A 26,113-nucleotide genomic window follows, 5' to 3' on the forward strand; every position below is an offset into this window, starting at 1 on the left:
ATAAAGTAATTCTATTTTGTCATAAACCGGAAAGTAACTTTTCCGACTGTATCAGGTTTTCCTTTTTCGGGAGTAGATATCTTTCCTGCGAGTTGTCCTTTTTTATCTTTCTTTATTTCAATTTTTCGCCACGAAAACATGCCTTTTTCATAATCAAATGTCAAGCCATCATCGTCATATAAGCTATATGAACTTTCCTTTGTCCCGTAATGGCGGATCTCTATGTCTACTTTCTCGTTAGCCGATGGCGCATGCAGGCGGACATTCATCATCGGGATGACACCTCCGTCTTTCACATACACAGGTATTCTGTCGAGACCGGGATTCGCTGTTATTTCTTTACCATTACCCACAAATTCTCCTGTATAAAAATCATACCAGTTACCCAGAGGAAGCAGCACTTTACGTGATTGCTGACCGACGAACATAGGTGCTACCAACAAATATTCGCCTGCCATGTATTGATCTTTGACTTCCTTATTTACTGCTTCCAGATAAGGGTTATCTTCCAGATTTTGGCTTCCGGCAATAGTTTTAGAATCATTTCTGAAACCTTCTTCAAGCGCCATAGCACGGAAAGGAGGTGTTCCTTCGAAATGGTATTTTGCAAATTCGGAATAGAAATATGGCATCAATTGCATACGCAGTCCGGCATAATACCTCACCTGATCGGCTACCTCGGGAAATGACCACGGTTTTGTTCCGCTCGACCAGGCATTTATCATTGCCATAGGAGAAAAAGTAACCGACTGAAAGCGGCGCAACCACTCTTCTCCTGTTTTTGAATTCCTTACTTCAGGTGTCCACAATACACCACAAAAACCACTATTGACAAGTGCCGTTATAAAGTCCTGATGACTGTAATAATCATTATAAATAACATAAGGCATATTATTGGCTCCGGCATTCGACGCCCTTACCAGACCAAATGTGCGGGTATTTTCTTTACGATACAGGTCATCAGTTAGTTTTTGAGCCAATACGCCATAAGTCTGACGCATCTGTATCCCACTTATTCCCGAAGGAAACTTAGCCATATCGGGCCACAGATAGAAATCATATCCATCCACTTCATCTATTTTGTAGCCGCTGACACCTATCTTCACCTGATCTTTATCTAATTGGTTCCCTAATATTTTTTTAGCTTCAGGGTGGTTCAGATCAGGAACAGTGCCACACCAAACAGTATGTGTGCCGGTAAATGGTTCTATTTCTTTACTGATAGACGCATCAGGCGAAACATAAGGATTTGTCCACAGATTGAGACGAACACCCTTTGCCAGCATTTTCTTTGTAAAGCCCGCCGGATCGGGGAAGCGTTTTTTATCCCACTCGAATGTACATGGGTATGCTTTTGTTTGCCATCCAGGTTCAAGCCCTATAAAATCGAGAGGATAACCTTGTTTTTCGAATTCATCCACTTCTTTTTCCACATCGGCAGCTGTGTACAATTTCTGTACACGTTGCGTAAAGCCAAGCCCCCAGCGCGGAGGCAATGTGCCACCACCACAGAACAGGTTATATTTTTTTATCGCATCCAGAGCAGTATTGCCCGAAAACACATAAAACTTGATTCCTTCGGCCGGAATAAACACCTCTACTGCATCGGAGTAAGGACGGGCACTCCACGATTTGTCCGTATTGCGATCTTTTGCCACAGGTGGGTTCTTTGAATCTTTACGCACTCCGGTGCCTACATAGAATGTAAGATACTGCGCCGAGTTGATGAATATCCCATAACCTTTCGACGAAACATAGAAAGGAACGGGTGCATGGGTACGCCCATTATCTTTTCCTCCATAATGATCGACATGAAGATTCAAGATTTTACCCCTTTGGTGAACTGTCTGAAAATTAAGACCAAGACCAAATATTTGTTCTTCTTTGATCAATGGTAGACGCAGATATGTTTTACCGTCTATAATTTCGGCATGGATATCTTCTTTGGTCAAAGGAAATGATAGTGAAGAGAAATTTTTCAATGCCTCTGTTCTTGGTTTACATTCGGCTGCAGTCAGTAGATTATATTTATCCGGTTTACCGAATACTCCCTTCCACACTCCGGGAAATTCTTCCGTCCATTGTATCGACTGGGCTGTAAGTATTGCCGAGAATAGCAAAAATACAGCTAGTAACGTGTTTCTCATCTTATTATAGTTTTTAATTTTTTCGGGACTATTGTTCATCTAAAATATCAAAAGATTTTCCAGATTTTTGCATTCTATCATCAGAGGATAATTTACCTTTTATTTTCAATTTAATAACTGTTGCTATTTTATCCGGCATATTAGCAGGAAGATTGATTAATATTCCTTCTTTTGTTTTATTAAACTTTAATGTGGACTTACTTTGTAACAGAATGGCCTGTTGTATCTCTAAATCAGCTTTCAATAGCAGCTTCCCATCAGAAGGCCAGTCGAAAACCGACAAAAACAAAGTGGTATTATTTTTATTATCCTTTCTTGTAATACATCCCCATACCGGTTTCTTCACAGGGCTTTTCTGTGTTCCATAGATGGCTTCACCATTCACTTTCATCCATTTGCCAATAGCTTTAAGGCCATCGATACTCTGTTGAGGGATTTCCCCTTCGGCCGTAGGGCCTATATTGAGCAAATAATTCCCTCCTTTGGATGCAATATCGATAAGATTCCTTATTAAAGTTTCGGTGGTTTTCCATTTCGAATCCCAGCTTTTATATCCCCATGAACTATTCATCGTCATACATGTTTCCCAGTCGCGTCCGTCCAATTCGCTTGGATCAGGAATTTTCTGTTCCGGGGTTCTGTAATCTCCGGGAAAATTGGGGCGTTTTAGCCGATCATTGGTTATCACATTGGGATATTCTTTCAATACAGCATCCAATTTTTCGGCAAATTCGTCCGTCATACGTGTCGGAGTATCCCACCAAATGACAGCCACATCACCATAATTCGACAGTAATTCTTTTAATTGTGGAACAGAAACCCGATCGATATATTCTTCCATTGTGCGAGTTTCCTGAGCAGGATCCCAATGTCCGGCATGAGCCAATGTATATTCATCTATTTTCACCGAATCGGGATTTGGCCAGCCTTCGTTCATCACTTTACGGGCGACTGATCCTCCGGGATTATTCCAGTCCTGTGCCTGTGAATAATAAAAGCCCAGTTTCATATTATGCTTTCGGCAAGCCTTTGCCAACATATCCAATATGTCTTTATTATAGGAAGTAAAATCTACTATATTGAATTTACTGGCATCGCTTTTAAACATGGCAAAACCGTCGTGATGTTTTGCCGTGATAACAATATATTTCATCCCAGCCTCTTTTGCCAATAACACCCAGGATTCCGGATCGTATTTTACAGGATTGAACCCACTAGCATATTGCTGATATTCGGCAACAGGTATTTTACAACGATTCATAATCCATTCGGCGCCTCCGCGACGTTGCTGATGGCCATTATATACTCCGCCAAGTATGGAATAAGGGCCCCAGTGGATAAACATTCCGAAACGGGCCTCGCGCCACCAGTTCATCTTTTTGTCATGTGCTGCGTTCTGAGCTCCGGCCAGATGGAATATAAAACAGAATAAAATAAGTAGTATAGATTTCTTCATGATTATGATTCAAGTTTTTTACGATACCTAACAAAAGTAGTTTTAACTGCAAAAAACTATTTGTAAAAACATTCCATATATTTACAAAATATATCCATTTAGGAATGAAAACAGCTTTTAATTGACTGATCTTATTTCTTACGATGAGAAATAGCGATCATTGCTTCTGTACCTAAACGATCTTTCAATTGCTGATAGTACAAGCTTTTTGGTTCAACTGTTTTATCGGCTAATTCGATCCAGCCATCACCCACAGAAGCCACTCCTTTATATTCAAATTGGCTTCGCGATACTCCGTTAATAGCCCTGATTGTTTTTGTCCTGCTGTTTTCTTCCCATTCATCGTCTATAGCTCCGCCACTACCGATTGCAAGATTTTGGGCTGTAGGTGGTTGCATAACCATTATTACAGGTGCGCTGCAATTCCAGAAAACGATTTGTGCTCCGGACCATCCGTGTCCCGAACCATACCAAGCCCTGTTTACCGCGAGCAAAGAGCCATCCGGCCCTTTGATTGTAATATTGTCATACAAACATCCTGCTGCCCAACGCTGATGCGGTTCGCTAGAGGCAAATGTCATATCGCCATGCCCATCAACAAATGCATTAGGTCCGGCCACACTAGCACCGAGGACAAATTCGTGCCGGTGATGACTTGAATAACAGCGTTGGAACAAATTCATTTGCCCCCATACCGAATAAGCATAGCGCCGCCCTCCGGTGATAACAGAAATAGGATTGGTTGCCGATAAATCCTGCCCTGTTATAAATTTTGCATAACGTGATGTCCAAACACAACAATCGAAGTGCTCGACACTGACATCGCGTACCCAGGCGTTTTCAATCGAATGACAGAATATAAAATTATTAGCGTGTTTTTCATCACAATAGTATTCTCCGATATATCTGTTATCTTGCTTTACACTTTCATCGAATAAAGACATTCCGTAAATATTTTCTACTCCGCAATGGGATATTCTTTCATCAAAGCTGTATTTATATATCCGGGCTCCTCCAAATTCTTTTTGTAATGCATTGACCAATGGAATATCCAATGCGATTTTATCTCCATCGACGGCAACAATTGTCCGTTCAAAAATCAAATCTCTGGAGCCTTCTGTCCATTGTTTGGTGCCATTGGTATCCATCTTATCCCCTAATTCACGATAACGCAAAAAAGAATCGTAAGTAGATTCTCCCGACTTTGGGCGGGGAGGTATTGAATCCATACCAATAAAATGAATCCATGCCTTTGTACTAGGGCGGTGGACAATCACTTTATCTCCGGCTTTGAATGTTTTGTCGGCATCTTTTACATGCACCATTCTGCTACCCGATGGCACATATTCGTCTGTAATATATTTTTCGGATAAAATATCCCGAGAGAAAGCCTGCTTGGTTCCAAGTTCTATCACATTGGATCTCTGAGGAGAGGTGGCCAGAAAAATCGTCCCGCGCTCTTTATCATTACCTTCACCTCGCAAGACTATTCCGCTCGCTGTGATTTTTATAGGCGACGATATTTTATAGATTCCTTTTTTGATGAGTATTGTTCCCCTGAATCCGTCCGATCCCAGTTTCAATTTACTTACAGAATCAATAAGGTTTTGGATAATTGGGGTATCATCTCCTCCAGACGGTTTAGCTAATACAGCTACCACCTTTACATCAGGAATAGGAACGCCGCCCCCCATATATCCACAATGAGAGAAATCGGGGATTATATCCCCCTTGTCCGTATATGGATTATATACTAATTTGCCATCCTGTCCGAAACGGACGAGTTCGCTCTGAAACTGTGCATACACACAAATAGAAGATAATAGAAGGACAGATAAGATATATATAACTTTTTTCATATTGTATTTTTTAAAATGTAAAATTCACGCCACTCATAAATGTAGCCTTTGGCATGGGGAATCCATCATTGATCATGTATTTTCGTGCTGTCAGGTTTTCTCCATTCACAAAAAAAGATACTTGTTTGGTAAGCTGATAGACGATACGCCCATTGAATAACAGGTAATTTTCGGTTCGCGGATTATTTCCTGTCACTGTATATAACCCATCTATGTATTGCGAATTCAGATTGAAAGAGAAAGCCCCTGTCTTGTAATTCGCTTCCACAAAAGCCATATGTTTCGGCGCAGCTACAATAGGTTTGTCAGTATACAAGTAACTATAGGTAGCCATCAGTTTAAGGCCGGGCATAATCCGGTAATTTACTGCAAACTCAAATCCTTTGTTGATAAATGATCCGGTGTTTATATTTTTCGGCTTACCGTCAATCGATATTTGCTGAATCATGTCCTTTCCATCTATAAAAAAGGCTGTGAATTCGAGATTGAGTTTTCTCTCTATTAGCTCATGCAATACCGAAAAATCATAACTCATCATCGATTCGGGTTTCAGATCAGGATTGGCAGGAATAAACATATACAATTCGCGGATATTAGGACTTCTGAAACCTTTAGACAGAGATGTTTTCAATGTTGTGTTATCTGACACCCGGTATGCAATACCAGCCTGAGGTATCCATTCGTTGCCAAAAACATCATTCATCTCAAGACGGACTCCGGCATTCAGAGTAAGAGATTTGAATAAAGACTGTTGTATAAGAAGGTATACTGCTGTTTCGTTCACCGATTTATCCGCAAGGTCGTCATCTCTATCAGGATACTGATTCCAGGCTTTGCCTCCCCAGTTTTTATAATCGAGGCCTGCTGTTACCAGATTGCCTGAGAAAAGACGGAGAGACTGATAGGCCATAATGCCGGCATTATGGTCACGCGACTGAAAAAGATATTCTCGGGGCTTTCCATTTTTCCAACCGTCATTTACTTCGTGATTTCCGTAGTTATAAAATGCTTTTACGGCTCCGCTGGTTTTGCCGTAATCATTCTCTACTGAAACCGAATAAGACGAACGCAGAACATCAGCCCAATTCTCAATCATCGGTTGTGTTATGCTTCCCGGGTTATTTGTCTTGAACTTGGCAATCATTGCATTTCCTGAAAAATCCCAGTTTGGGGAAATCTTATACCCGGCTTTTGCAAAGCCGTTTGTAATATAGAATTTAGAATTATCACGATGTCCGTCTGTCCTGTTATGGTTGATTGAGACAAATGCATTAAGGCGATCCTCATATAATCCGGCATTAGCCATGTATTTTTGCGTATTATATGATCCATACTGAATCTGTCCCTGCCCGTGTATGCCATTCAGGTGTGGCCGGCGGGAAATTACATTAATAACTCCTCCCATGGCATTAGAGCCATAAAGTAATGAACCCGGTCCACGTATCACTTCTGCTTTTTCGGCATCGGATGACACATAAGCATCGGGGAGATGATGCCCAAACAGACCAGCCCATTGTGGCTGCCCATCAAGTAGCATAAGTACCTTGTTGCCGCTGCCGACACCTCTGATATTTACAGCTCCGGCCGACCCTGACGACACTCCGAATCCGGTGGTGCTTCGCTCGGTAACAAACAAACCGGGAACACGCCCCGACAAGACAGATAGAACAGCCGATTCTCCGCTATCTTCTATCTCACTACGAGATACGACAGAAACAGTTGCCGGTACCTGGCTGCGGGCTATTTGTGTCTTTGTTGTACTGACTATTGTTATTTCATTTAACGAGATAGTATCCCTACTCACCTCTTGAGCTGAAATCCAACAAGAGGAGGATAATAGTAAAAACCGGAAAATATGTTTTTTCATGATTTCTTAGATAATTTGTAATGTAAAACTATTCCAAGAAACTATGTGTTATTTGCATTTACTTTCCAAATATTTGAAGATATGGGTCATTCCTCGTTTTTAGGGGGATTATTTACGTATTCTGTAGGCGATACTCCAAAATGAGTCTTGAAACAATTGGAAAAATAAGCATGACTATTGAAGCCCACAGCCACATATACTTCAGAAACGGGCAGCTTGGCTTCTTTCAGCATTTTTGCTCCCATTGTCAGACGGAAGTTTCGTAAATATTCATTCGGAGACAGGCCTGTAACGGATTTTATTTTCCTGTATAAATTAGTGCGGCTCATACCTATTTCCTGACAGAAACTATCTAAATCGAATTCAGGATTGGAAATATTGTTTTCCAGTATAGTATACAGCTTTTGCATAAACTGCTCATCGACCGAAACGGCCTCAACTCCTAAAGATTCTAAAGAAAAACGCTTGCCGTATATATCCTTCAATTTTGCTCTTGCCTGTATTATATTACTTACCCTCACCATTAGCAGGGAAGAATCGAAAGGTTTGGTGATATAGTCATCGGCTCCTGTTTCATAGCCTTCCTTTATGTCGGATGCCATAGAGCGGGCTGTCAACATAATAACAGGAATATGACTTGTGCGGATATCATTCTTTATCTTCGAACACATTTCCATTCCATCCATCTTGGGCATCATAAGGTCGGATATTATCAGATCGGGAAGAGTGTTTATCGCTTTTGTTATGCCATCTTCTCCGTTAGATGCTTCCATTACATTATATATTTCTGCCAAATGTGAAACAATATAATTTCTCAACTCGGTATTATCCTCGACAACAAGTACCGAATAGTTTTTCTTTTTACTATTCTTATCTGCAACCGATTCTTCAGGTATCTCTATCTTGTTCAACAATGAACCTTCATACTTATCTTCATCTACAATTTCACTTGCCGAAAAACAACTCTTATCTACAGGCAATATACATCTGAATAAAGCTCCTTCTCCATCGGGACTTTCGGCCCAAATGACGCCATGATGCATTTCTATGATCGATTTACTTAGGCTTAGCCCCAATCCTGTACCCGACGCTGAATGCTCATTTTGCGCTACCTGATAGAAGGGAATAAATATATCTTCCAGTTGATCTTTCGGAATGCCAACTCCCGAATCTTTTATGTCTAATATCAGATAATCGATTTCTGATTTATTAAACATTATTGTTCTTTCCGGGTATAAATTGCGTAATCTGTCCAGTGATTCTGATCTTAAAGAAACTGATATAGCCCCTCCATTTGGCACATTCTTTAAAGCATTGGACAGAAAATTGAAAAACACCTTTTCCATCATACTTTTATCATACCAGCTTTCTACTGAATCTACAGAGTGATCAAATTTCAGTTCTATATATCTGGAACAGGCAAGTTCTTCGAATGATGATACCATCTCTTCGGTAAACTGCACAAAATCTCCCTGCGAAACTTTCAGCACCATTGTCCCACTTTCCTTTTTCTGAAAATCCATGAGGTTGTTTACCAGACGAAGCAATCGTTTTGCATTGTTTCGCATCAGCAATAGATTGTGTTTCCCTTTTTGCGTTAGAGTTTCTTTATCAATTAAATCTTCTATCGGGCTCATTATAAGAGTAAGAGGGGTTCTCAGTTCGTGAGAAAAATTCGTAAATAGTTTATTGCGGGCTTCATGGAATTCGCGTTGCGTTTTAGTCTCTATTTGTTTCATTCTTATATCATTCTGCAAACGCTTTTTCTCATTGAAATAGCGATAAATAAAGAATAATATTCCTGAAATCAGGATAAAGTACAGACAATAAGCCCACCATGTTTTCCAGAATGGAGGTAAAATTTCGATCATTATACTGGCTCCGTCATTGTTCCATGTGCCATCATTGTTCGATCCTCTGACTATGAATTTATAATTGCCCGGAGGAACATTCGTATAATAAGCTACGCGCCTGTTCCCTACCTCATTCCATTCTTTATCGAAGCCTTCGAGCATATATGCATACTGGTTCTTATCAGAGAAAACATAATTTAAGGCGCTATATTCAATCGCAATATTCGACTGGTTATACTCTAAAACAATTTTTTCCTGATTGCTGAGTTGTTCGCCCAATATGCCATCCCTGCCTTCCGGTAAGATCAAGTCGTTATTTATGAATAGATTCTTTAAAATAACCGGAGGAATATACGGATTGACCGACATCCTCTGGGGGTTGAACAATACAAATCCATTGTTTCCACTGAAAATTATATTCTCGTTCTTTAGCCTTATGCCGGCATGAGGAGTAAACTCATCTATCTTTATACCATTGGAATGTGTATAATTTACGAAAGACTTCATCTCCATATCAAAATCGGAGATACCGCTAATGGTACTTATCCATAGATGCCTGTTATTATCCTCTACTATAGCACATATATTGTCATCCGATAATCCGTTCTTCTTACTATAGGTTGTGAACTTTTCGTTTTGAGGATCGAATATAGCCAAACCACCGCCAAAAGTGCCGATCCAGATATTCCCCATACTATCTTCGAATATATTGCTTACATAATTTTCAGGAATCTTGTCCGGATTGTTGTTTGCTGGATCATTCTTATATACTTTCAATATTTGTTTTTGAGAATCGTAATAAAAAAGCCCGTCATTGCGGGTACCTACCAGAAACACACCATCTTTCAGCTCATACGCACATCTTACATCTCCAATAGCAACCTCTTTTCCATCAACAGTAATAGTTCTTTTTATCACACCATCCGGAGATATGGAAAGTAAACCCTCGTTACTAACACTTCCTATAATCAAATTTTTGTTTCGAGCCCTGCCTATATAATAAATTGAACGTTCATTTTTGAGATCATATAACAGCGAAAATCTCTCTGCATTAATATCAAAGCTATGGATAGTACCTATATTTGTTCCGCATAGGATACGATTTCCGTCTAAACAGAGAGACTTAATCGTATTCTTGCCGTATTCATCTACATTTCCTTCATACATTTTATAGCGCCGGAAAGTTTCGGCCGATTTATCCATGACGAGTAATCCTCCTCCTTCTGTAGCTATGTATAGTTTATTATTGTGATCAATCATAGGGCCTACTATTCCTAGAATATTTTCCTGATTATTATTGGGACTATAAAACTGGAATTTTTGTCCGTATCTGTTATAATAACATACTCCACCCGCGTAAGTACCTACCCACAATGTATTTGCCCGGTCGAAGTATGTATAAATAATGGAATAATGGCTTAAATTTCCCTGCCCCGAACCATATTTTTTGTATTGTTCTATTGACCATGTTTTTGTATCTATTACATTCAGTCCATTATAAGTTCCAATCAATATTGAGCCATCCGGCGCTTCTGTTATACTTCTCACATAATTATTCGTAAGGCCATTATTCTGATTAAATACCCTAAATGCATCTTCTCCTTTTTTCCGCAATCCTACTCCTCCATGCCTCGTACCTATCCACAGGTTCTCATCATGGTCGATAAAAACAGCTCTAACGTAATCATGTGGTATACTATTCGGATCGCCCGGCTTGTTTTTATAGACCTTATAAGTTTCGTTTTTTATATTATATACCACCAGCCCTTCTCCCAGTGTTCCTAAATACAATTCATCCCCTTGACGAGCTATCGCATTGATTCTGTCAATCAAGGATAAATTACCGATAGATATACGTTTAAACGAATCTGTCTCCCTATTATATAGGCAAAGGCCATCATTTGTTCCTACCCACAGATTATTGTCCTTATCAAAGTATATCGAAAGAATTGTGCTATGCATTAACGAATAATCATTGTCTTTCTCATGAAAATATCTTGTAAATTTATTTGTAGACAAATCCAGTTTGTTCAGTCCGTTATTAGTGCCAATCCATAGAGTTCCATCCTTATCTTCGGTTATACACAATATGTGATTATCACTTATAGAGGCATTATCTTCTGTCCTTGTGAAGTAGGTATCAAATGTATAGCCATCATACCTGTTGAGCCCGTTTCGGGTTCCAAACCACATGGACCCACTCTTGTCCTGATGTATGCAAACAACAGTTATTTGCGATAATCCATCTCCAAGAGACAAATTGGAAAAATAGTAACGCTCATTGGATAAAACAATATTCGAGATAATAAGAAGAGAAACAAGAAGGAGTCTTCTCATAGCAGTAGATTTTTCAGTTAAGTGATATCAATAGTAAAAATAGGAAAAACAATTTAATTATTAGCCCGGCAATTTGTATCATCATAAATAATTAACATAAAGCGAAGAAGCATTGACATTTTAAATGCCAATGCCCCTTCAGATACATCTAATTATTTACCCAGCCTATTTGATTATTCTAAACGTCCTGATTGTAAGTTTCCCATCCAAATCTGTTGCTTCAACCCGGATCTGCGTGGTACCCACAGCTATATTCTCTATCGCTTGTTTAAGAAAGTATTCGGTAGGCTTTTTTTCTGCCGAAAAATCATTGATTGTTTTTATTAATGATTCTTCTCTGAATACCTTTATCTCTTTAAGCTTAAAAGGTGCACTTACCCGGGCAAACAATGTAAATTCGGTTTTGTCGGCACCCAGTGTAATAGAATTAAACTCTGTGGTTTTTACTCCTTCGGCTTCATATTCGTAAAAGAGTATCTCCGGACCGTATTTTTCGTACAAATCTTCCTCTCCGCAAGCACTAAAAAACAGAAGAGCAGTCATCATTACAAATAATATCTTTTTCATATCGGTTTCTTTTTTGTTTATACTGTTTACCATCCCGGATTTTGAACCATATTCGGATTATTCTTTACCTCCGAGTAAGGGATCGGTTGAATGTAGTGTTTTGGCATAAAAACTCGGTTCTTCCATATCTTAATATAGTACGTATATTTATCATTAGCTCTATCCTTTACTATATCCTGCTGATATATTATCTTTTGGGTACTTTCTCCTATCTTCCAGCGACGAACATCGTGTATCCTGTGAATTTCAAAAGCTAATTCGATGCGGCGCTCGTTACGGATAAATTCCCGCATTTGTTGTTTATTATTGACAGACCACCCATTTCTTTGGAAAGTTGTTTTTACATCCGGCATATCGGCTCTGCTCCTTATAAGATCGAGACGGGCAATTACTGACGAACGGTCTGCTCCGTCTGCCAAAAATTCATTCTGAGCCTCAGCGTAGTTGAGCAGCATCTCAACATAACGAATCAAAGGGAATGCACTGGTAGAAGTACCACTAATTGTAGATACACGATCCGTTTTAGGAAATACTTTGAATGGATCGTTGAATTTACGATTGAAGAATCCGGTATGATTATAAGTCTCATTGTATTCGCGCCCATAGACAATAGGATCGGTTTCGGTTCGCCAGATTTCAAATTCTACACCATTAGCCTTCTGTGTATTGTAATATACACAATGATAAAAACGATTATCCCGGTTCTTATACGGATCTTGAGGATCGAATCCGTCATCTTTAGCTGCTTGCCTTACAATAAATTCACCATTAGCATCAGTCTTATACGAACCGTCTTCGTTTGTTTCGTATATTTTGATCCCATTACGAGTTTCGAAACTACCGACAAAATTCATCGTAGGAAGCGTTGCCCCTGCCTGAGTCTGCTCTTTTTGCATAGAGTGCGGTACACTCCATTTTGTCACTTCGTTCGTGGAACCTCCTTTTTTAGAATAGCAAAGGATAACTTCAGGATTGAGCCTTTCTATAAATACCCAATAGAAACCAAGAGAGTTTTGTGAAGCTAAACAGGTGAAGCTAGATTTACCCCAATTGCTGGGTTTAGTTGTATTAGTATGCAGTCCGTATGAAGAACCATCCTCCTTTCGCACTGCCATAAATTCTTCGGCAGCTTTTGCTGCATCTTCCCATCTTTTAGCATCATAGTTTCCCCAGCTCCAGGCACATAGTTCTGTTTTGTTGCCATAAGCATCAACGTCACTGTTGAATAGCGGACTGGCTAATTGTAACAACACACGAGATTTGATAGCCAGTGCCACAGCTTTTGTAACCCTACCGAAATCGATAGACTCGGTTGGGTATGCCGGAAGATTTGCCGCAGCCAGATCGCATTCCGAGATGATAAAATCTCTCATTTCCTGCAAATTGGCCCGAGGCGAATAAAGCTCGGGAGAGTCAACGTCCAACACCTCGGTTATAATAGGTACTCCACCTACCCAACGCAATAGTTCTGCATAATAGTAGGCCCGAAGACATATTGCTTCATATTTCATGCGAGTGCGTATTGCTTCCGTTTTTGTATAGCTTTCCAGGTCGATAGGGCTCTGATCTACTTTTTCTATGAACTTGTTACAAGCCCTGATCATTTCATAGTATTTCGTCCAACGATCGAACTGATTAGGTAGGTTGGTAGCCCCATATGAGCCTAATACGATATTTTTAGACCATGTATTAAAAGGCCTGTGTTCGCCATCATCGGTCACTCCATCAATCCAATACTGCTGATCCCAACCATATGGTAGATTTATATATATATTGGTAAGGAACTGTTTTGTATTTTGAGCATTGCTGAATACCTTATCTTCATTCAATTCTCCCGATTCCGCTTTGTCAAGAATACTATCGCCTTCTACCGAACAAGATGCAAAACTGAAAGATGCAATAAGAAACAATAAATATATAATGATATTGTTTTTCATAACTGCTTTATTTTTTATTTGATTTATAGTATATCTAATCAGAAAGTAATATTTATACCGGCATTCCATGTCCGCATCTGAGGATATGCCGAGCCTGTTTCGCTCGATGATTCCGGATCCCAGCTCATCATATTATCCCATGTGATAAGGTTGTCGCCACTAACAAAAATCCTGCAAGATGACATGAATGCCTTTTTTGCGACCTTTTTGGGGAGGGTGTACCCTATTTCCATATTTTTTAGTCGCACATACGATCTGTCAAATAGCCATCTTGTACTCATCTGATGGTTGTTGGCATTTGTACCTGAATGCAGACGCGGGTACTTTGCTGTTTCCCATGTTGCCGGATCTTCCGGAATGTAACGATCAAGGTGGTGTTCCATTACTTTACCGTTACCATTCTTACTGGTATAAAATTCCCATATGGCATATTCTCTCAATGGCATATTTCCACCACCTGCACCTTGAAACAATGCTGAGAAATCGAAACCTTTGAAACGTCCTCCAAGAGTTAATCCAAAAGAATATTCAGGCGTTTTAGATTTGCCTATTGCCCCAACATCATATTTATCTATAACTCCATCTCCATTCAGGTCTTCATATCTGCAATCTCCGGGATATACAGGACCAAACATAGGTGTAGGTAATCCGTCTACCAATACAGGGAAACCTCCATCAAGATATAATGTTCCATCTGCATTTTGCTTGAAATCATCAATCTGGTATAAGCCTAAATCTGTCAGTCCAAATATTTGTCCGATCGGTCTGTTCAGGTTGGATTCCCATTCATAGACTACATTTTCTTCGTCTATTTTGGTAAACTTGTTACGAGCAAACGTAAAGTTTCCTTTTGCATAATATTCGAAGTCTTTAACTTTTCCGTCAAATCCCACTTCTATATCAATACCTCTGTTCAACACCTTATTAATGTTACCCGGAGGCAATCCTCTATTGGTATTGGTAGGTAATCCCATTCCTAAGATAAGAGGGATGCTGTATGGGATAGCAAGGATATCGTTACGTTTTTCCTGAAAAAAGTCAACAGTAATCGATAGCTTCGAATCGAACATTCTCGTATCAAATCCGATATTGAATTTTTGGGCTCTTTCCCATGTAACCTCACTATTTCCTAATTTGCCTTCGTATATTCCTTTCTCCTGATTTCCCGATGGATTTTCGCCCCAGTAAATCTGGTTCCCGTCTCCACCCGGAGTAATTAAATATAATTGTTCATAAAAATACTTGAATGAGCCAAACTTATCATTTCCGGTTTCTCCGTATGATCCTCTTATCTTAAGAAAGTCTACAGCCTTAATATTATTCTTCCAAAACCCTTCTTCCGAAACTACCCAACCCAGTGAAAAAGCAGGAAACCATGCATATCGTTTATCTTTGGCAAAATTGGTAGATCCGTTATATCCGGCATTTACTTCTGCAAGATAGCGCTGTTTAAATCCATATGTAGCGCGTGTAGCCCATCCCAAAACTGTTATAGGAACATCAAATTCATCGATCCTCTGATCCTGATAGTAAGATACAAGTGCCCCTACTGTATGATCGTTAAATGTTCTGTTGTAATTCAGGCTTGCCTGAATATCTGTTCTTCTCAAAGCAGGGCCTTTACTTTGCGAATAAGCTATATCTACACGCTGCAATTCGTCTCCGTAATATTGTCCATTTTTATCGTAGTACCATGCTTCAGGTTCTTCTGTTATATACTTTTGAGATCTAAACGTATTGCGTATACTTCCCAGAAGTTTAAGTTTCAGTCCTTTGGTAATCACATCCAGATTCTGATCGAGTGTAAGTGATCCCTCAAAAACATTGGTATAATTCCATCGATAACCTAACTTCGATATCATAACAATAGGATTGAATTGATCCCTCGTTTTATTATTTAACGAGCCATCGGGATTGATATATGGTTGCCAGTTAGGAGCCATTTTTTGTATCCTGTCAAAGATAGCACTCCCGTTATTAGCCTGGTTTCTTGTTTCCAGACGGGCAGACAAGTCAACGCCCACTTTTGTGGATTTTGTTATATTAAAATCAAGATTCGACCGGAAATTGTAACGTGTATATCTGTTATTAGTAGGATAATTATCATTTTCTATAGTTCTATAAAGTCCCTCTTGCGTAACAAAGTTGCCTGAAATATAATATGATACAAAATCTGTTCCGCCCGAAGCACTGACGTTAATCATTTGCTGAAGTGCTGTCTTTTTGAGAAAATCTTTATAGTAATCATTATCGGGATGTGTATATGGTGAATCCCCTGTGCGGTAGTGTTCCAAGTCAGCTTCACTATAAAACGGAGTGATACCATCGTTACGGCAGGCTTCATTATACAAAGTCGCATAATCATAAGATTGTAAATACTCAGGTAATCGTATTGCCTGGCTGATTGCCGTCTGAGAAGTAAGTTTGAATGTAGGTTTGCCTTTTGTTCCTCGTTTGGTTGTAATGATAATAACTCCATTTCCCGCACGAACACCAAATACAGCTGTAGCTGAAGCATCTTTCAGTACCGATATTGATTCAACATCGTTAGAGTCTATTTCCCGCCAGTCGGTACGCACTACTCCATCTACGAGTACCAAAGGATCGGCACTATTCGGGCTTGCTTGTCCCCGAATCAGTATCCGAGAATCATCATCACCCGGTTTTCCACTACCCATTATTGTTATAACCCCTGATGCACGACCGGCCAAAGCATTGGATAAGTTGGGGGTCGCCGTCTTTTCCATGTCTTTTCCTGCCACTTGCGATATGGCGCCTACAACACTAGCTTTAGTCTGTGTACCAAACCCGACTACAACAATATCATCGAGGGTATTGGTTTCCATCTCCAATGATACTTTATAGTTATTAGAGGTGGTAAGCGGTATATCCTTCGTAATGTATCCGATATATTTTACCGTCAGAGATTTTGCATTCCCAGAGATGCTCAGCGAAAAATTACCGTCAGCATCAGCCATTGTACCATTGGTAGTACCGGTTTCTACAATTGAGGCTCCGACCAATGGTTCATTATCTTGCTCATCCAATACTGTCCCTGTAATAGTTCTCTTTTGGGCAAAGGCTTGCACAACAGCTATATTCAGGAATATCAGTGTTAATATGATGTATTTTCTCATCTTCGTCTATTTTTATTATTTACACACTTTTATATTGTTACCATCCCGGATTTTGTTGCAGATTCCTGTTCACAAAGATTTCTTTGTAAGGTATAGGGAAGAAGTAATGTTTCTTATTATCGAATACTTTTTTCTCCACATCTACAATTTCATAATTGCTCTCATCATTGATCTTGGTTATCTTCACCCCATGGATAAGTCCATCCTTGATAGTCATCCACCTTCTGACATCATAAAAACGGTGCTCTTCGAATGCTAGTTCGATACGACGTTCCTGACGGATAAATTCTCTTAGATTTTCTTTATTCAGTTCAATTCCTCTTTTAGCGAATGTCGCCTCCACAGTCGGCATCCCTGAACGTGCTCTTATCAGGTTGAGAGCCTGAACCGGAGTTATCGGATTTTTTGCACCCGGAACCATATAATTCGGCCCGTTAAATTCGTTTCCGGCTTCAGCAAGATTCAGATAGGTTTCGGCATGACGGAAATGTGACCATACATGATCTACAGAACCCGAATTAGTAACAATATTAACCACTGAGTAATCCATAAATTTATTGAGATAATAGCCAGTCGTTGTTGCAGCTTGCCCTCTTTTATTTACGCCCTCTTCCGATATATCGAATGTATAGTTGCTCTCTCCTGAAAATTTAGCATAAGTAGCCCCATGATAAATAATACTTGCATAAAAGCGAGGATCGCGGTTTGCATACGGATTCTTTTTATGCTCAGGATTATTCCAGTCAAATAGAGTTCCATCACTCATTTCGTAAGCATCTACCATCTCCTGAGACGGGCAGGTTCCTCCTTTTGCATTGGTAAATCCGGCAGGAAAATTATCGGCTTCAGTATTTCGGTTTGCAGCCCTTATACGTCCTACTATTATAATTTCAGGATTTATGGTAGATTGATTCCAGTAGTTGAAATAGCTGGCATAATTTTCACTTGCTTTGGCCTGAGTAAGACTTGCATCTTTGTTTTTCACATATAAGGAATACCATCCGAAATCGATAAGGTCTTGTGCTGCTTTCGCTGCTTTTTCCCAACGTTTATTGTCTGTATTTCCGTAGCATATCAACGGATTTGACTGTCCATCGAAACCAGTTCCGTTATATAACGGACTTGCGGCATATAATAACACTCTCGATTTGAGAGCCAGCACAGCACCTCTGTCATATCGCCCAATTTCATGAGTCTGGGTATATCTTTCTTCAGGAAAGCATTCGTAAGCTTCATCACATATTCTGAGTATAAAGTTCACAATTTCTTCGACAGAAGCCCTTGGGGTTTCTATCACTTCTTCGTCATCATATACTTTGTCTACGATCGGTATGCCTCCCCACTTCTGGAATAACCAGAAATGGCTCAAAGCCAGATGAAACAAAGCCTCGCCCTCCATCCTTTTGCGGAAACGTTCTCCTGCATGGCGATCGTTCATCATCTGAAGTCCCTCCAGCACTTTATTCGCCTTGCGTATGCCACAGTAGCCGCCCCATCTGTACCATGCACCTACATTGCCTACACCATCATCGGAACGGTAAAGGCGCATATTTGTTGGTCCCCAGAGGCCTGCACTCATTTTCTGAGGTGCATATCTTGCATTTTTGTTAGTAGATACATGTGTTGCTTCATCGCTAGCCGCTGCCAACATAGAATTGCCTTCATAGCGGTTATAGCTTGCGTTTATTTCGTCGGGACGTTCTGTAAGCATGTTGTTTACAAAAGCCTCAGCTCTTATGGAGTCGGTAAAAACGTATTCCATATCGAAGAAATTAACCGGAGTTTTATCCAGAGGATCCTCGCTACAATTATAGAGGCTGAACAATAGTAAGGATGATATTATATAATATATTTTTTTCATTGTTTTCTCGTTTTTAGAATGTTACATTGATTCCAAAATTCCATATTCGCTGGATAGGATAAAATACACCCGAGCCTGAACCGGCTTCAAGATCCACAAGATCAGTTTTCGACCATGTGTGAAGGTTGTAGCCGTTTACATACAGGCGAAGTTTTTCTATTCTTGCTTTTTTCAATAGCTCCTTATCAAATGTATATCCTATTTCAAGGCTTTTGAGACGTAAAAGGTCGTTAGGCACACGCCAGAAGTCAGATGCAGCACGGTTATTTGCCGTACGTTCGATCGACAGGCGAGGATAATCCCCTTTGTAGAATTTCATTCCATGACTTTGGTATGCTTCAGGGTCGCGCGGGTTATAGCGGTTCAGGTGATGCTCCATTACTCCTCCATTGCTATAGAATTCGTATGCCAATTCATTATTCAATCCTCTTGTGCCTCCAAACTGTCCGGTAAATTGTATGTTAAAATCAAATCTGCGATATCTCAAACCTAATGCAAGTGATGCGAAATTATTGGACTCGTTGTCTCCAAGATATACCATATCCTCGGTATTTATTACACCATCGCCATTCTGATCTTTATACATAATATCGCCCGGACGTACAACTTTACCCGCTACATCAAATTGTGAAGGAGTATCGGGATTGTCGATATCAGCTTGCGAGAAGAAGCCTATTGCTTCGTAGCCAAATACGTTTCCGATGCTGCGCCCTGTTACTTGCTGATAGTCCCAGTATGGTGTGATTTCGTTCATTTCCACAATTTTGTTTTTTGATGTGGAGAACATGCCTGAGATCATGTATTCGAAGTCTTTACCAATATTATCACTATAACTGATCCCGAGTTCCAGACCTTTATTATCCACTTTTCCTGCGGGATAGAGCGGAAGCCTGATACCCATAAGCAAACTCTTGTTGCGGTCAACCATAATATCCGAGTTCTTCTCCATAAAGACATCGAATGAAAGACTTAACTTATCTGATAAGAATTTTCCATCGATACCGATATTTGCTTTTCTTACTTTTTCCCATGTAACCTCTTTCTGGGCAAGGACGTCTTCGTACCATCCGTCAAGCCCTGTAGCTGATTGTCCCATATTTATACCACCATCTTTTACATATCTTTCGAGGTACATGAAATAACCACCCATGTCATCATTTCCTGTAAGTCCGTATGAAGCTCTTAGTTTGAGGAAGTTTATCAATTTATTTCCTTTAAGAAAATCTTCTTCTGACAAAATCCAACCAACGGATACCGCAGGAAAAAATCCAAACTTATTCTTAGGAGGCATTTGCTCCGAACCTTCATATCCGGCAGTGAATTCTGCTAGATAACGATTTTTATAAGCGTAAGAAATACGGGTGTTAAGACCTCTGTATTGACGGGCTAGATTGGAATTGTTTTCTTGTGAGATCTGGCGTTGAGAATAGCCCAGTAAAGCATATATCGTATTATCTCCTATCTGTTTAGTATAATCAAGACTAAACTTCAAAGCCATTGTGCGTGTTGATCCCGGATAGCTACCACCAGTCCCCATTTGAGTATCTTTGCCTGTTGGCGTATAACTTAAATTACCCTTAGAGTCGTATACCGGAGAGTAAGTCCCATCTTCATTTTTAGTCGTATTCAGACTATAAACCTGAAATGTTTTGTTGCGCGTTGTTTCCTGATCGAACCAATTATCGAACGCAAATTCTCCCCACAGGTTAAGGCCTTTAGTTATAATATCCAAATCATATTTTGCCTTCACTGTAGTAAATATATTGCGGATATAGTACTGCGTATATCCCTGTTTGTTCAATAGTCCATATGGGTTATTTGTTATATCCTTTGTTCCTGCAATACTTCCATCCGGCATAAAAACGGGGAACGCATTTGGAGGAGTGCGGTATAGTGACTGGAAAATACGAGATGTATAGCCATCACGTTCGCCCGGAGAGTTTCTTTGCTCTTGTCGTGCGGATAGATCAAGGGATAACAATAATTTGCTTGTAGCCTGGATATCAACATTGGAACGAAGGGTAAACATGTTGAAGTTAGCATTCGTATTGTATTGATTAGCATCTTTGTCAACCTTAAACATACCGTCGCTATTTGTATAGCCCAACGAAACAAAATATTTGGCAAATTTATTACCTCCTCTTACATCGACGCTGTAACGCTGTTGCCATACATCATCTTTTACATAGTCGTTGTACCAGTTATTATCCGGATATAAATAACGATCCATTTCATCATTGTATATCCCTTGTGCAGCAAGACGGTATTTCTCTAAAACTGCTGACGAATATTCGGGTTTGAAAGCATTGAGTTGTTCTTGTGTACGGGTTCCGTCATCATAGTCATTCCATTGAGCTTCATTATACAATTGCGCATAATTGTAAGCATTCAGAAATTTTGGTTTAGTTGTAGGAGATTTCACTCCGGCTCGCATATTGAAAGAAATTTTTATTTTTCCTTCATTTCCCCGTTTTGTTGTTACAAGGACTATTCCATTACCACTCCTCAAGCCATATTGAGCAGCAGCGGCAGCATCTTTCAATACTGTTATCGATTCTATTTCGTTAGGGTCGAGAAGTGAAAAGTCTCTCTCATAACCATCTATTATAAATACAGGAGTATTGTCATGGTTGCTCAGAGTTCTTCTTCCGCGAAGCAACGTCCTTGAACCTTCATTTCCGGGTTCACCGTTTGACTGGAGAACCATCAGTCCCGGTAAATATCCGGCAAGACGCAAATTATTACTTACTATCGGATTGTTTTCTACGGTAGCCCCACTTATATGCGATACTGCAGCAGTAATGTTTTGTTCTCTTCGCTTACCGTAAAGGATGTTCACCAGATTGTTTTCATTCTCTCCTGAATAGATACTGAGATTGATAACCAATTCGGATTCACCATTGTAAGAGACTTTCTGAGAAATAAATCCCTCTTTTACGACAATGAGTTCCTCTTTCGGTTCTATTCTTATAGAGAATATCCCCGATTTATCAGTTTTTGTATCCTTATCCATACTACTAGTTTGCACAATAGCATTTTCTATGGGTTTGCCTTCGCTGGTAAGGACTTTCCCCTTAACATTTACCGATTGGGCAAAAACAGATACTACAAAAAACTGGAAAACAGTAATCAGCAACAAGAACAGGGCTCTCGCTGGATACCCTTTCCTTCTCATTTTCCTTTTTTGTTTTGTGTGATTTTCCATTCCTTATTAGATTAAAGTTTATTATTCGTTTCAAATTTTAGAATACTCGTTTGCTGTAGGTTGTCATTGTTATTTCAATTATAAAACAGTCTATCTCTTGGTTGACTTCGGATAATCTTCACCCTTGTCCGGTACTCGTCAGATGTTGTATACCGGCAAAACTATTTCAATAAGAGATTTATAATCAGCGTATTTACCTAAATTGAATAGATAATGCAATCTGTGAAGTGTTTTTCTTTTTTATTTTATTCAATACTAATTTCTTTAGAGCTAATTAATTTTATCAAAGGTTTTGTTACGCTGTCAGGCATCTTTACCGATTCTATTTTCCCTCCTATAACATCGTCGAGAACAATAGCATGCCTTCCATCGGATTCTTCATAGTTTATCGTACAATTTTTTAATAGTATATTTTTTGCATGGCGGAACCAGAAACCATATGCAGGTTGTATCTTAAGGTCATTCACATTATAACGTCCTACCCCTATTTCTGGAGGAGATGCATTGGAATCTTCTGAAGGATGCCCGCCTTTTACCAAAAGGTTCACATTGTTAAATTGGATATTGGTGATATATCCTGTATGCTTCCCATTTGGTAATGTGAAATTCAGTCCACCTTCAACAACATCCGAATCAGGCAATTTATATCCCGCAATGATAGGAGTAGCCTTATTTTGCTTTCCACTATACGGAGCCCAACGTTTCCCGCTGTGGGAACTTCCGCCATAAACTTCTGTGATATCTATATCATTAATGATAATATTTTCGACCGATCCAATATTTGAATTTGTACACAGCAGTTCTTTTCTTATCGACTCTCCTTCTTTGAATGTAAACATCTGTACATCTGCGCCTATAACACGCCCGCGGTTTGATATGGAGATGAAAAACGGAGCTCTTGTACGCAACATCTTCGACCGAGAATGGATTTTACCGGTACGGCCTGAATTCAGATATACATTTTTGATATTTGCACCATCATTAGTCGAGATAGAAAATCCGGCCTTGTTTGATCCTAATACATAAATATTGTCGACATATACATCCTGAATATCGTCAGCCGTTTCAGAACCTATCTGAAACAGGTTGCAATTTGTGTCACCTATAATATTGCGAACGGTATAATCTTTAACCGGGCGGGTAAATCCTAATGAACAGTCGGAGCCCAGCTTTACGATATCATCGGAGCTCATCTTCGAATAAATATTTACAGCCGCCACATGGCTGCATGCCATGAAGTCGTATATATCTCGTGCATTCCCGTTGTAATATTTTCCGAGATAGGTATCGTGAACATTCAGGCTATCTGTTCCTGTAGCCAAAAGAACAAAATGGCCGCCTCTGTCGAGATGGAGTATATTATCCAGTTCGAAATTTTTCTTTCCACCCTCATCTATATAATATGGTTCATCTTTATCCGGATCATACCACATGTCTTTACCTATATTATAACCACCAATCTCAATATTCTTACAAAGCTTGAATGTAAACATCTTATCGGCACGCTTTTCAGGTGAGTTTTTCATTACTCCATCAGAGTTTACAAGGCTTCCGTTCCCGGAAATACGTCCATTTCCAAATATCTTTATATTTTCCTGCCTCTCGGCGAAGAACATAACATTACGGAAAAATGTATGTCCTACATCCTGCTTGGTCAGCCAGTTTTCAGGATTAGCATACGGACGTGGATCAGTCGGGGAAAGCCCGGCACGATAATCCCTGTCGCTAAACCATGTGGCTTCGGGAGCGTCTTGCCCAAGTAAGCCTTTGATAGTAGCACTTTTATCTACATGTAGCCAAACATTGCTTTTAAGATGTGCAGTACGCACCATATAATTGCCATCAGTAAATGATAATATACCTCCACCTATTGCATTTATATGGGAAATAGCTTTGTTTATCGCCTCGGTATCATCCGTTTTATCATCACCTTTAGCTCCGAATGTTTTCACATCGAATTTACCGGAATAGAAACTGATTGTATTTGATTCTCCCTTATGGGCACCATCTTTGACAAGAAGCTTAAACATATACATTGTATTCGGGGTAAGATTGTCCGTAATAAGCCTACCCGATGTGGCATTCACATTTTTAGCTACAGTCCATTTCTTCCCTTTATCCACCGATTGCATTAAAACTATATTTGCTTCATTTCTTGGAGCAGACCATCTTAGTTCAGGTTTAAGAAAAAGGGCTTTATCTTCTTTATATGTGAAATCACGAGGCATATCGTGACGAAAATCGGATATTGTATTTACAACTTTTACTGTTGCCGAACTCATGTTCGTCATCTTGCTTTTATATACTTGTGGCTCGGTAGTAGTATAATCCGACTGAAAAACGTAATCGCCTGTTTTACTTAAGACTACACCCTTTATACGTATTCTGAGATCGATCGCATTCAAAGGTCTCAGGTCAATATCAGAGAAAGTCAGTATCTGCCCTTTGTCTCCATTCTGAGTAATATCTACAGTTCCGACTTTCTTATACGAATAGTTTGTTCCTGTCTTACCTATCGACTGATAAGGTAAATTCCGTAAAGAAACTTCTCCCCGTCCAATAACATCCACTGTAGTATTGTCCAAAGTTGCATTTATTCCTTTTGGTATATATATATTAATTACAGCTTTAGGGGTACGTTGTCCTGCTACAAAATCGAGAGTTATATCTCCACTGGTATTGGCAGTCATATTGTTTCGATGAAGAGAGAGAGATGGCGAAAGAGCTGCTTTTTCTATATTTATTGTATAAGCCTTCTTTTTGCCCTGAGATTTAACTTCAAGTATGTCTCCCGAAGCCAAAACTCCTTCCGTCTTTATTTCTTTCTTACTGTTATATACAGTATAATCAAAATATCCTCCTGCTAACACCTGTATTTGTTTCTTAATATTATCAACAGTTAAGCCGGTTGAAACCAGACCTTCGTCTTTCGGTGTGTCTACTGTGAATGAGTAAGTCGTTCCGTCGGCCAATAATATATTATTGTCGTTGATTGTAATAATATTAGGAGATTCGGGAGATTCGACTATAAAAGCATTTTTATTCTGGGAAATGATATTTCCACTCAGAATAAAAGCAATAGAAAATAAGGTTAAAAATTTATGTTTCATTTCGCAATAAATATATGTATAAAATTGTACAGCAATATTATTCCAATTATTAAAATAGCACTTGTAAGAATCTTCCAAATTGTTGCAAATTTATTCCAAAGTCTGTTTTTGATAAATTATCTTATAACTCAGCAAATAAACCCCAATATAATGGCAATATCTCCGAAATAAGTTGGACTCTGAAAGGGGATAAAACTAGAGTGTATATATTTAATTATGTTAACATTTCAAGATTGACAAAAGCAGATTATTTAGAATAGGGAATATCAAATAACCCGTGGTGCATTTAGACAATACAAGTTTTTAAATTGTTAATATTCTTGTTATTTAGTTTGTTTATGAGTTGTATAACCGTCAGAGCCATAATCTTAGAGCCTGTTTTTGAATCCGTCAAAAGATTTGGCATAATTCCTGCGAATCATAAACTGATCACATAGTTGAGGCTACCTTCCGGTTTATTGGATTACTTTGATATACTGAAAGTAGAGGACAGCAAGGCACAGATCAAGATTTACTTGGAAGAAAAGAACAACCTGGATAATCCTCTGTATGAAAGCAAAGGTTTTTATCCTCATGTATTAGTGAATGATTTTCCTGTGCGGGTCAAGGCTTTGTTGTTAGACCTGCGCCGTCGCCGATGGATTCATAAACAGAGCGGGGACTATCTCAGCCGGGACTTTAAGATAGTAGCCGAAGGCACCCGTATCACGCAAGAGTTTGCCTCTTTTTTAAAAGGATTACACCGATAATACGGCATTAAGCTGTAAGGGCATCGGC

Annotated in this window: 12 protein-coding genes and 1 pseudogene; 1 reads left to right on the forward strand and 12 read right to left on the reverse strand. The window is 39.4% G+C overall.

Annotated elements, in window-relative coordinates; genetic code table 11:
- Nucleotides 1-11: 11 nt before the first annotated feature.
- The 12 genes and pseudogenes from M2448_RS18960 to M2448_RS19015 all read right to left on the reverse strand — a co-directional run.
- Nucleotides 12-2,147 carry a TIM-barrel domain-containing protein gene (locus tag M2448_RS18960; protein ID WP_280647717.1) on the reverse strand — a complete coding sequence of 712 codons (2,136 nt, stop codon included), beginning with the start codon at nucleotides 2,145-2,147 and terminating at the stop codon, nucleotides 12-14.
- 28 nt (nucleotides 2,148-2,175) lie between these two features.
- A complete protein-coding gene (locus M2448_RS18965; RefSeq protein WP_280647716.1) occupies nucleotides 2,176-3,603 on the reverse strand; it encodes an alpha-L-fucosidase in 1,428 nt (475 codons plus the stop codon).
- Nucleotides 3,604-3,734: 131 nt separating this feature from the next.
- Nucleotides 3,735-5,462, reverse strand: coding sequence for a pectate lyase (locus tag M2448_RS18970; RefSeq protein WP_280647715.1), 1,728 nt, complete (start codon nucleotides 5,460-5,462; stop codon nucleotides 3,735-3,737).
- Between the two features lie 10 nt (nucleotides 5,463-5,472).
- Nucleotides 5,473-7,329 carry a TonB-dependent receptor gene (locus M2448_RS18975; RefSeq protein WP_280647714.1) on the reverse strand — a complete coding sequence of 619 codons (1,857 nt, stop codon included), beginning with the start codon at nucleotides 7,327-7,329 and terminating at the stop codon, nucleotides 5,473-5,475.
- Between the two features lie 86 nt (nucleotides 7,330-7,415).
- Nucleotides 7,416-11,519 (reverse strand): hybrid sensor histidine kinase/response regulator transcription factor, encoded by a 4,104-nt coding sequence (locus M2448_RS18980; RefSeq protein WP_280647713.1) that lies wholly within the window; start codon nucleotides 11,517-11,519, stop codon nucleotides 7,416-7,418.
- A gap of 165 nt (nucleotides 11,520-11,684) precedes the next feature.
- Nucleotides 11,685-12,086, reverse strand: coding sequence for a hypothetical protein (locus M2448_RS18985; protein ID WP_280647712.1), 402 nt, complete (start codon nucleotides 12,084-12,086; stop codon nucleotides 11,685-11,687).
- Between the two features lie 26 nt (nucleotides 12,087-12,112).
- On the reverse strand, nucleotides 12,113-14,023 hold the full coding sequence (locus tag M2448_RS18990; RefSeq protein ID WP_280647711.1) for a RagB/SusD family nutrient uptake outer membrane protein: 1,911 nt from the start codon (nucleotides 14,021-14,023) through the stop codon (nucleotides 12,113-12,115).
- Nucleotides 14,024-14,061: 38 nt separating this feature from the next.
- Nucleotides 14,062-17,160 carry a TonB-dependent receptor gene (locus M2448_RS18995; RefSeq protein WP_280647710.1) on the reverse strand — a complete coding sequence of 1,033 codons (3,099 nt, stop codon included), beginning with the start codon at nucleotides 17,158-17,160 and terminating at the stop codon, nucleotides 14,062-14,064.
- A gap of 37 nt (nucleotides 17,161-17,197) precedes the next feature.
- A complete protein-coding gene (locus M2448_RS19000) occupies nucleotides 17,198-19,021 on the reverse strand; it encodes a RagB/SusD family nutrient uptake outer membrane protein (protein WP_280647709.1) in 1,824 nt (607 codons plus the stop codon).
- Between the two features lie 13 nt (nucleotides 19,022-19,034).
- Complete coding sequence (locus tag M2448_RS19005) at nucleotides 19,035-22,196, reverse strand: TonB-dependent receptor (RefSeq protein WP_280647708.1); 3,162 nt, start codon at nucleotides 22,194-22,196, stop codon at nucleotides 19,035-19,037.
- A 275-nt stretch (nucleotides 22,197-22,471) separates the two neighbouring features.
- Complete coding sequence (locus M2448_RS19010) at nucleotides 22,472-25,336, reverse strand: glycosyl hydrolase family 28-related protein (protein WP_280647707.1); 2,865 nt, start codon at nucleotides 25,334-25,336, stop codon at nucleotides 22,472-22,474.
- 286 nt (nucleotides 25,337-25,622) lie between these two features.
- A pseudogene (locus M2448_RS19015) lies at nucleotides 25,623-25,776 on the reverse strand (IS982 family transposase); the annotation flags it as partial.
- On the opposite strand from M2448_RS19015, the gene M2448_RS19020 reads away from it, so the two are divergent.
- Entirely contained in the window at nucleotides 25,774-26,085 is a 312-nt protein-coding gene (locus M2448_RS19020) for a hypothetical protein (RefSeq protein WP_280647706.1), read from the forward strand. The pseudogene M2448_RS19015 and the gene M2448_RS19020 overlap by 3 nt on opposite strands.
- Nucleotides 26,086-26,113 lie beyond the last annotated feature (28 nt).

This window comes from Dysgonomonas sp. PF1-14 (assembly GCF_029892965.1).
Taxonomy (GTDB): Bacteria; Bacteroidota; Bacteroidia; order Bacteroidales; family Dysgonomonadaceae; genus Dysgonomonas.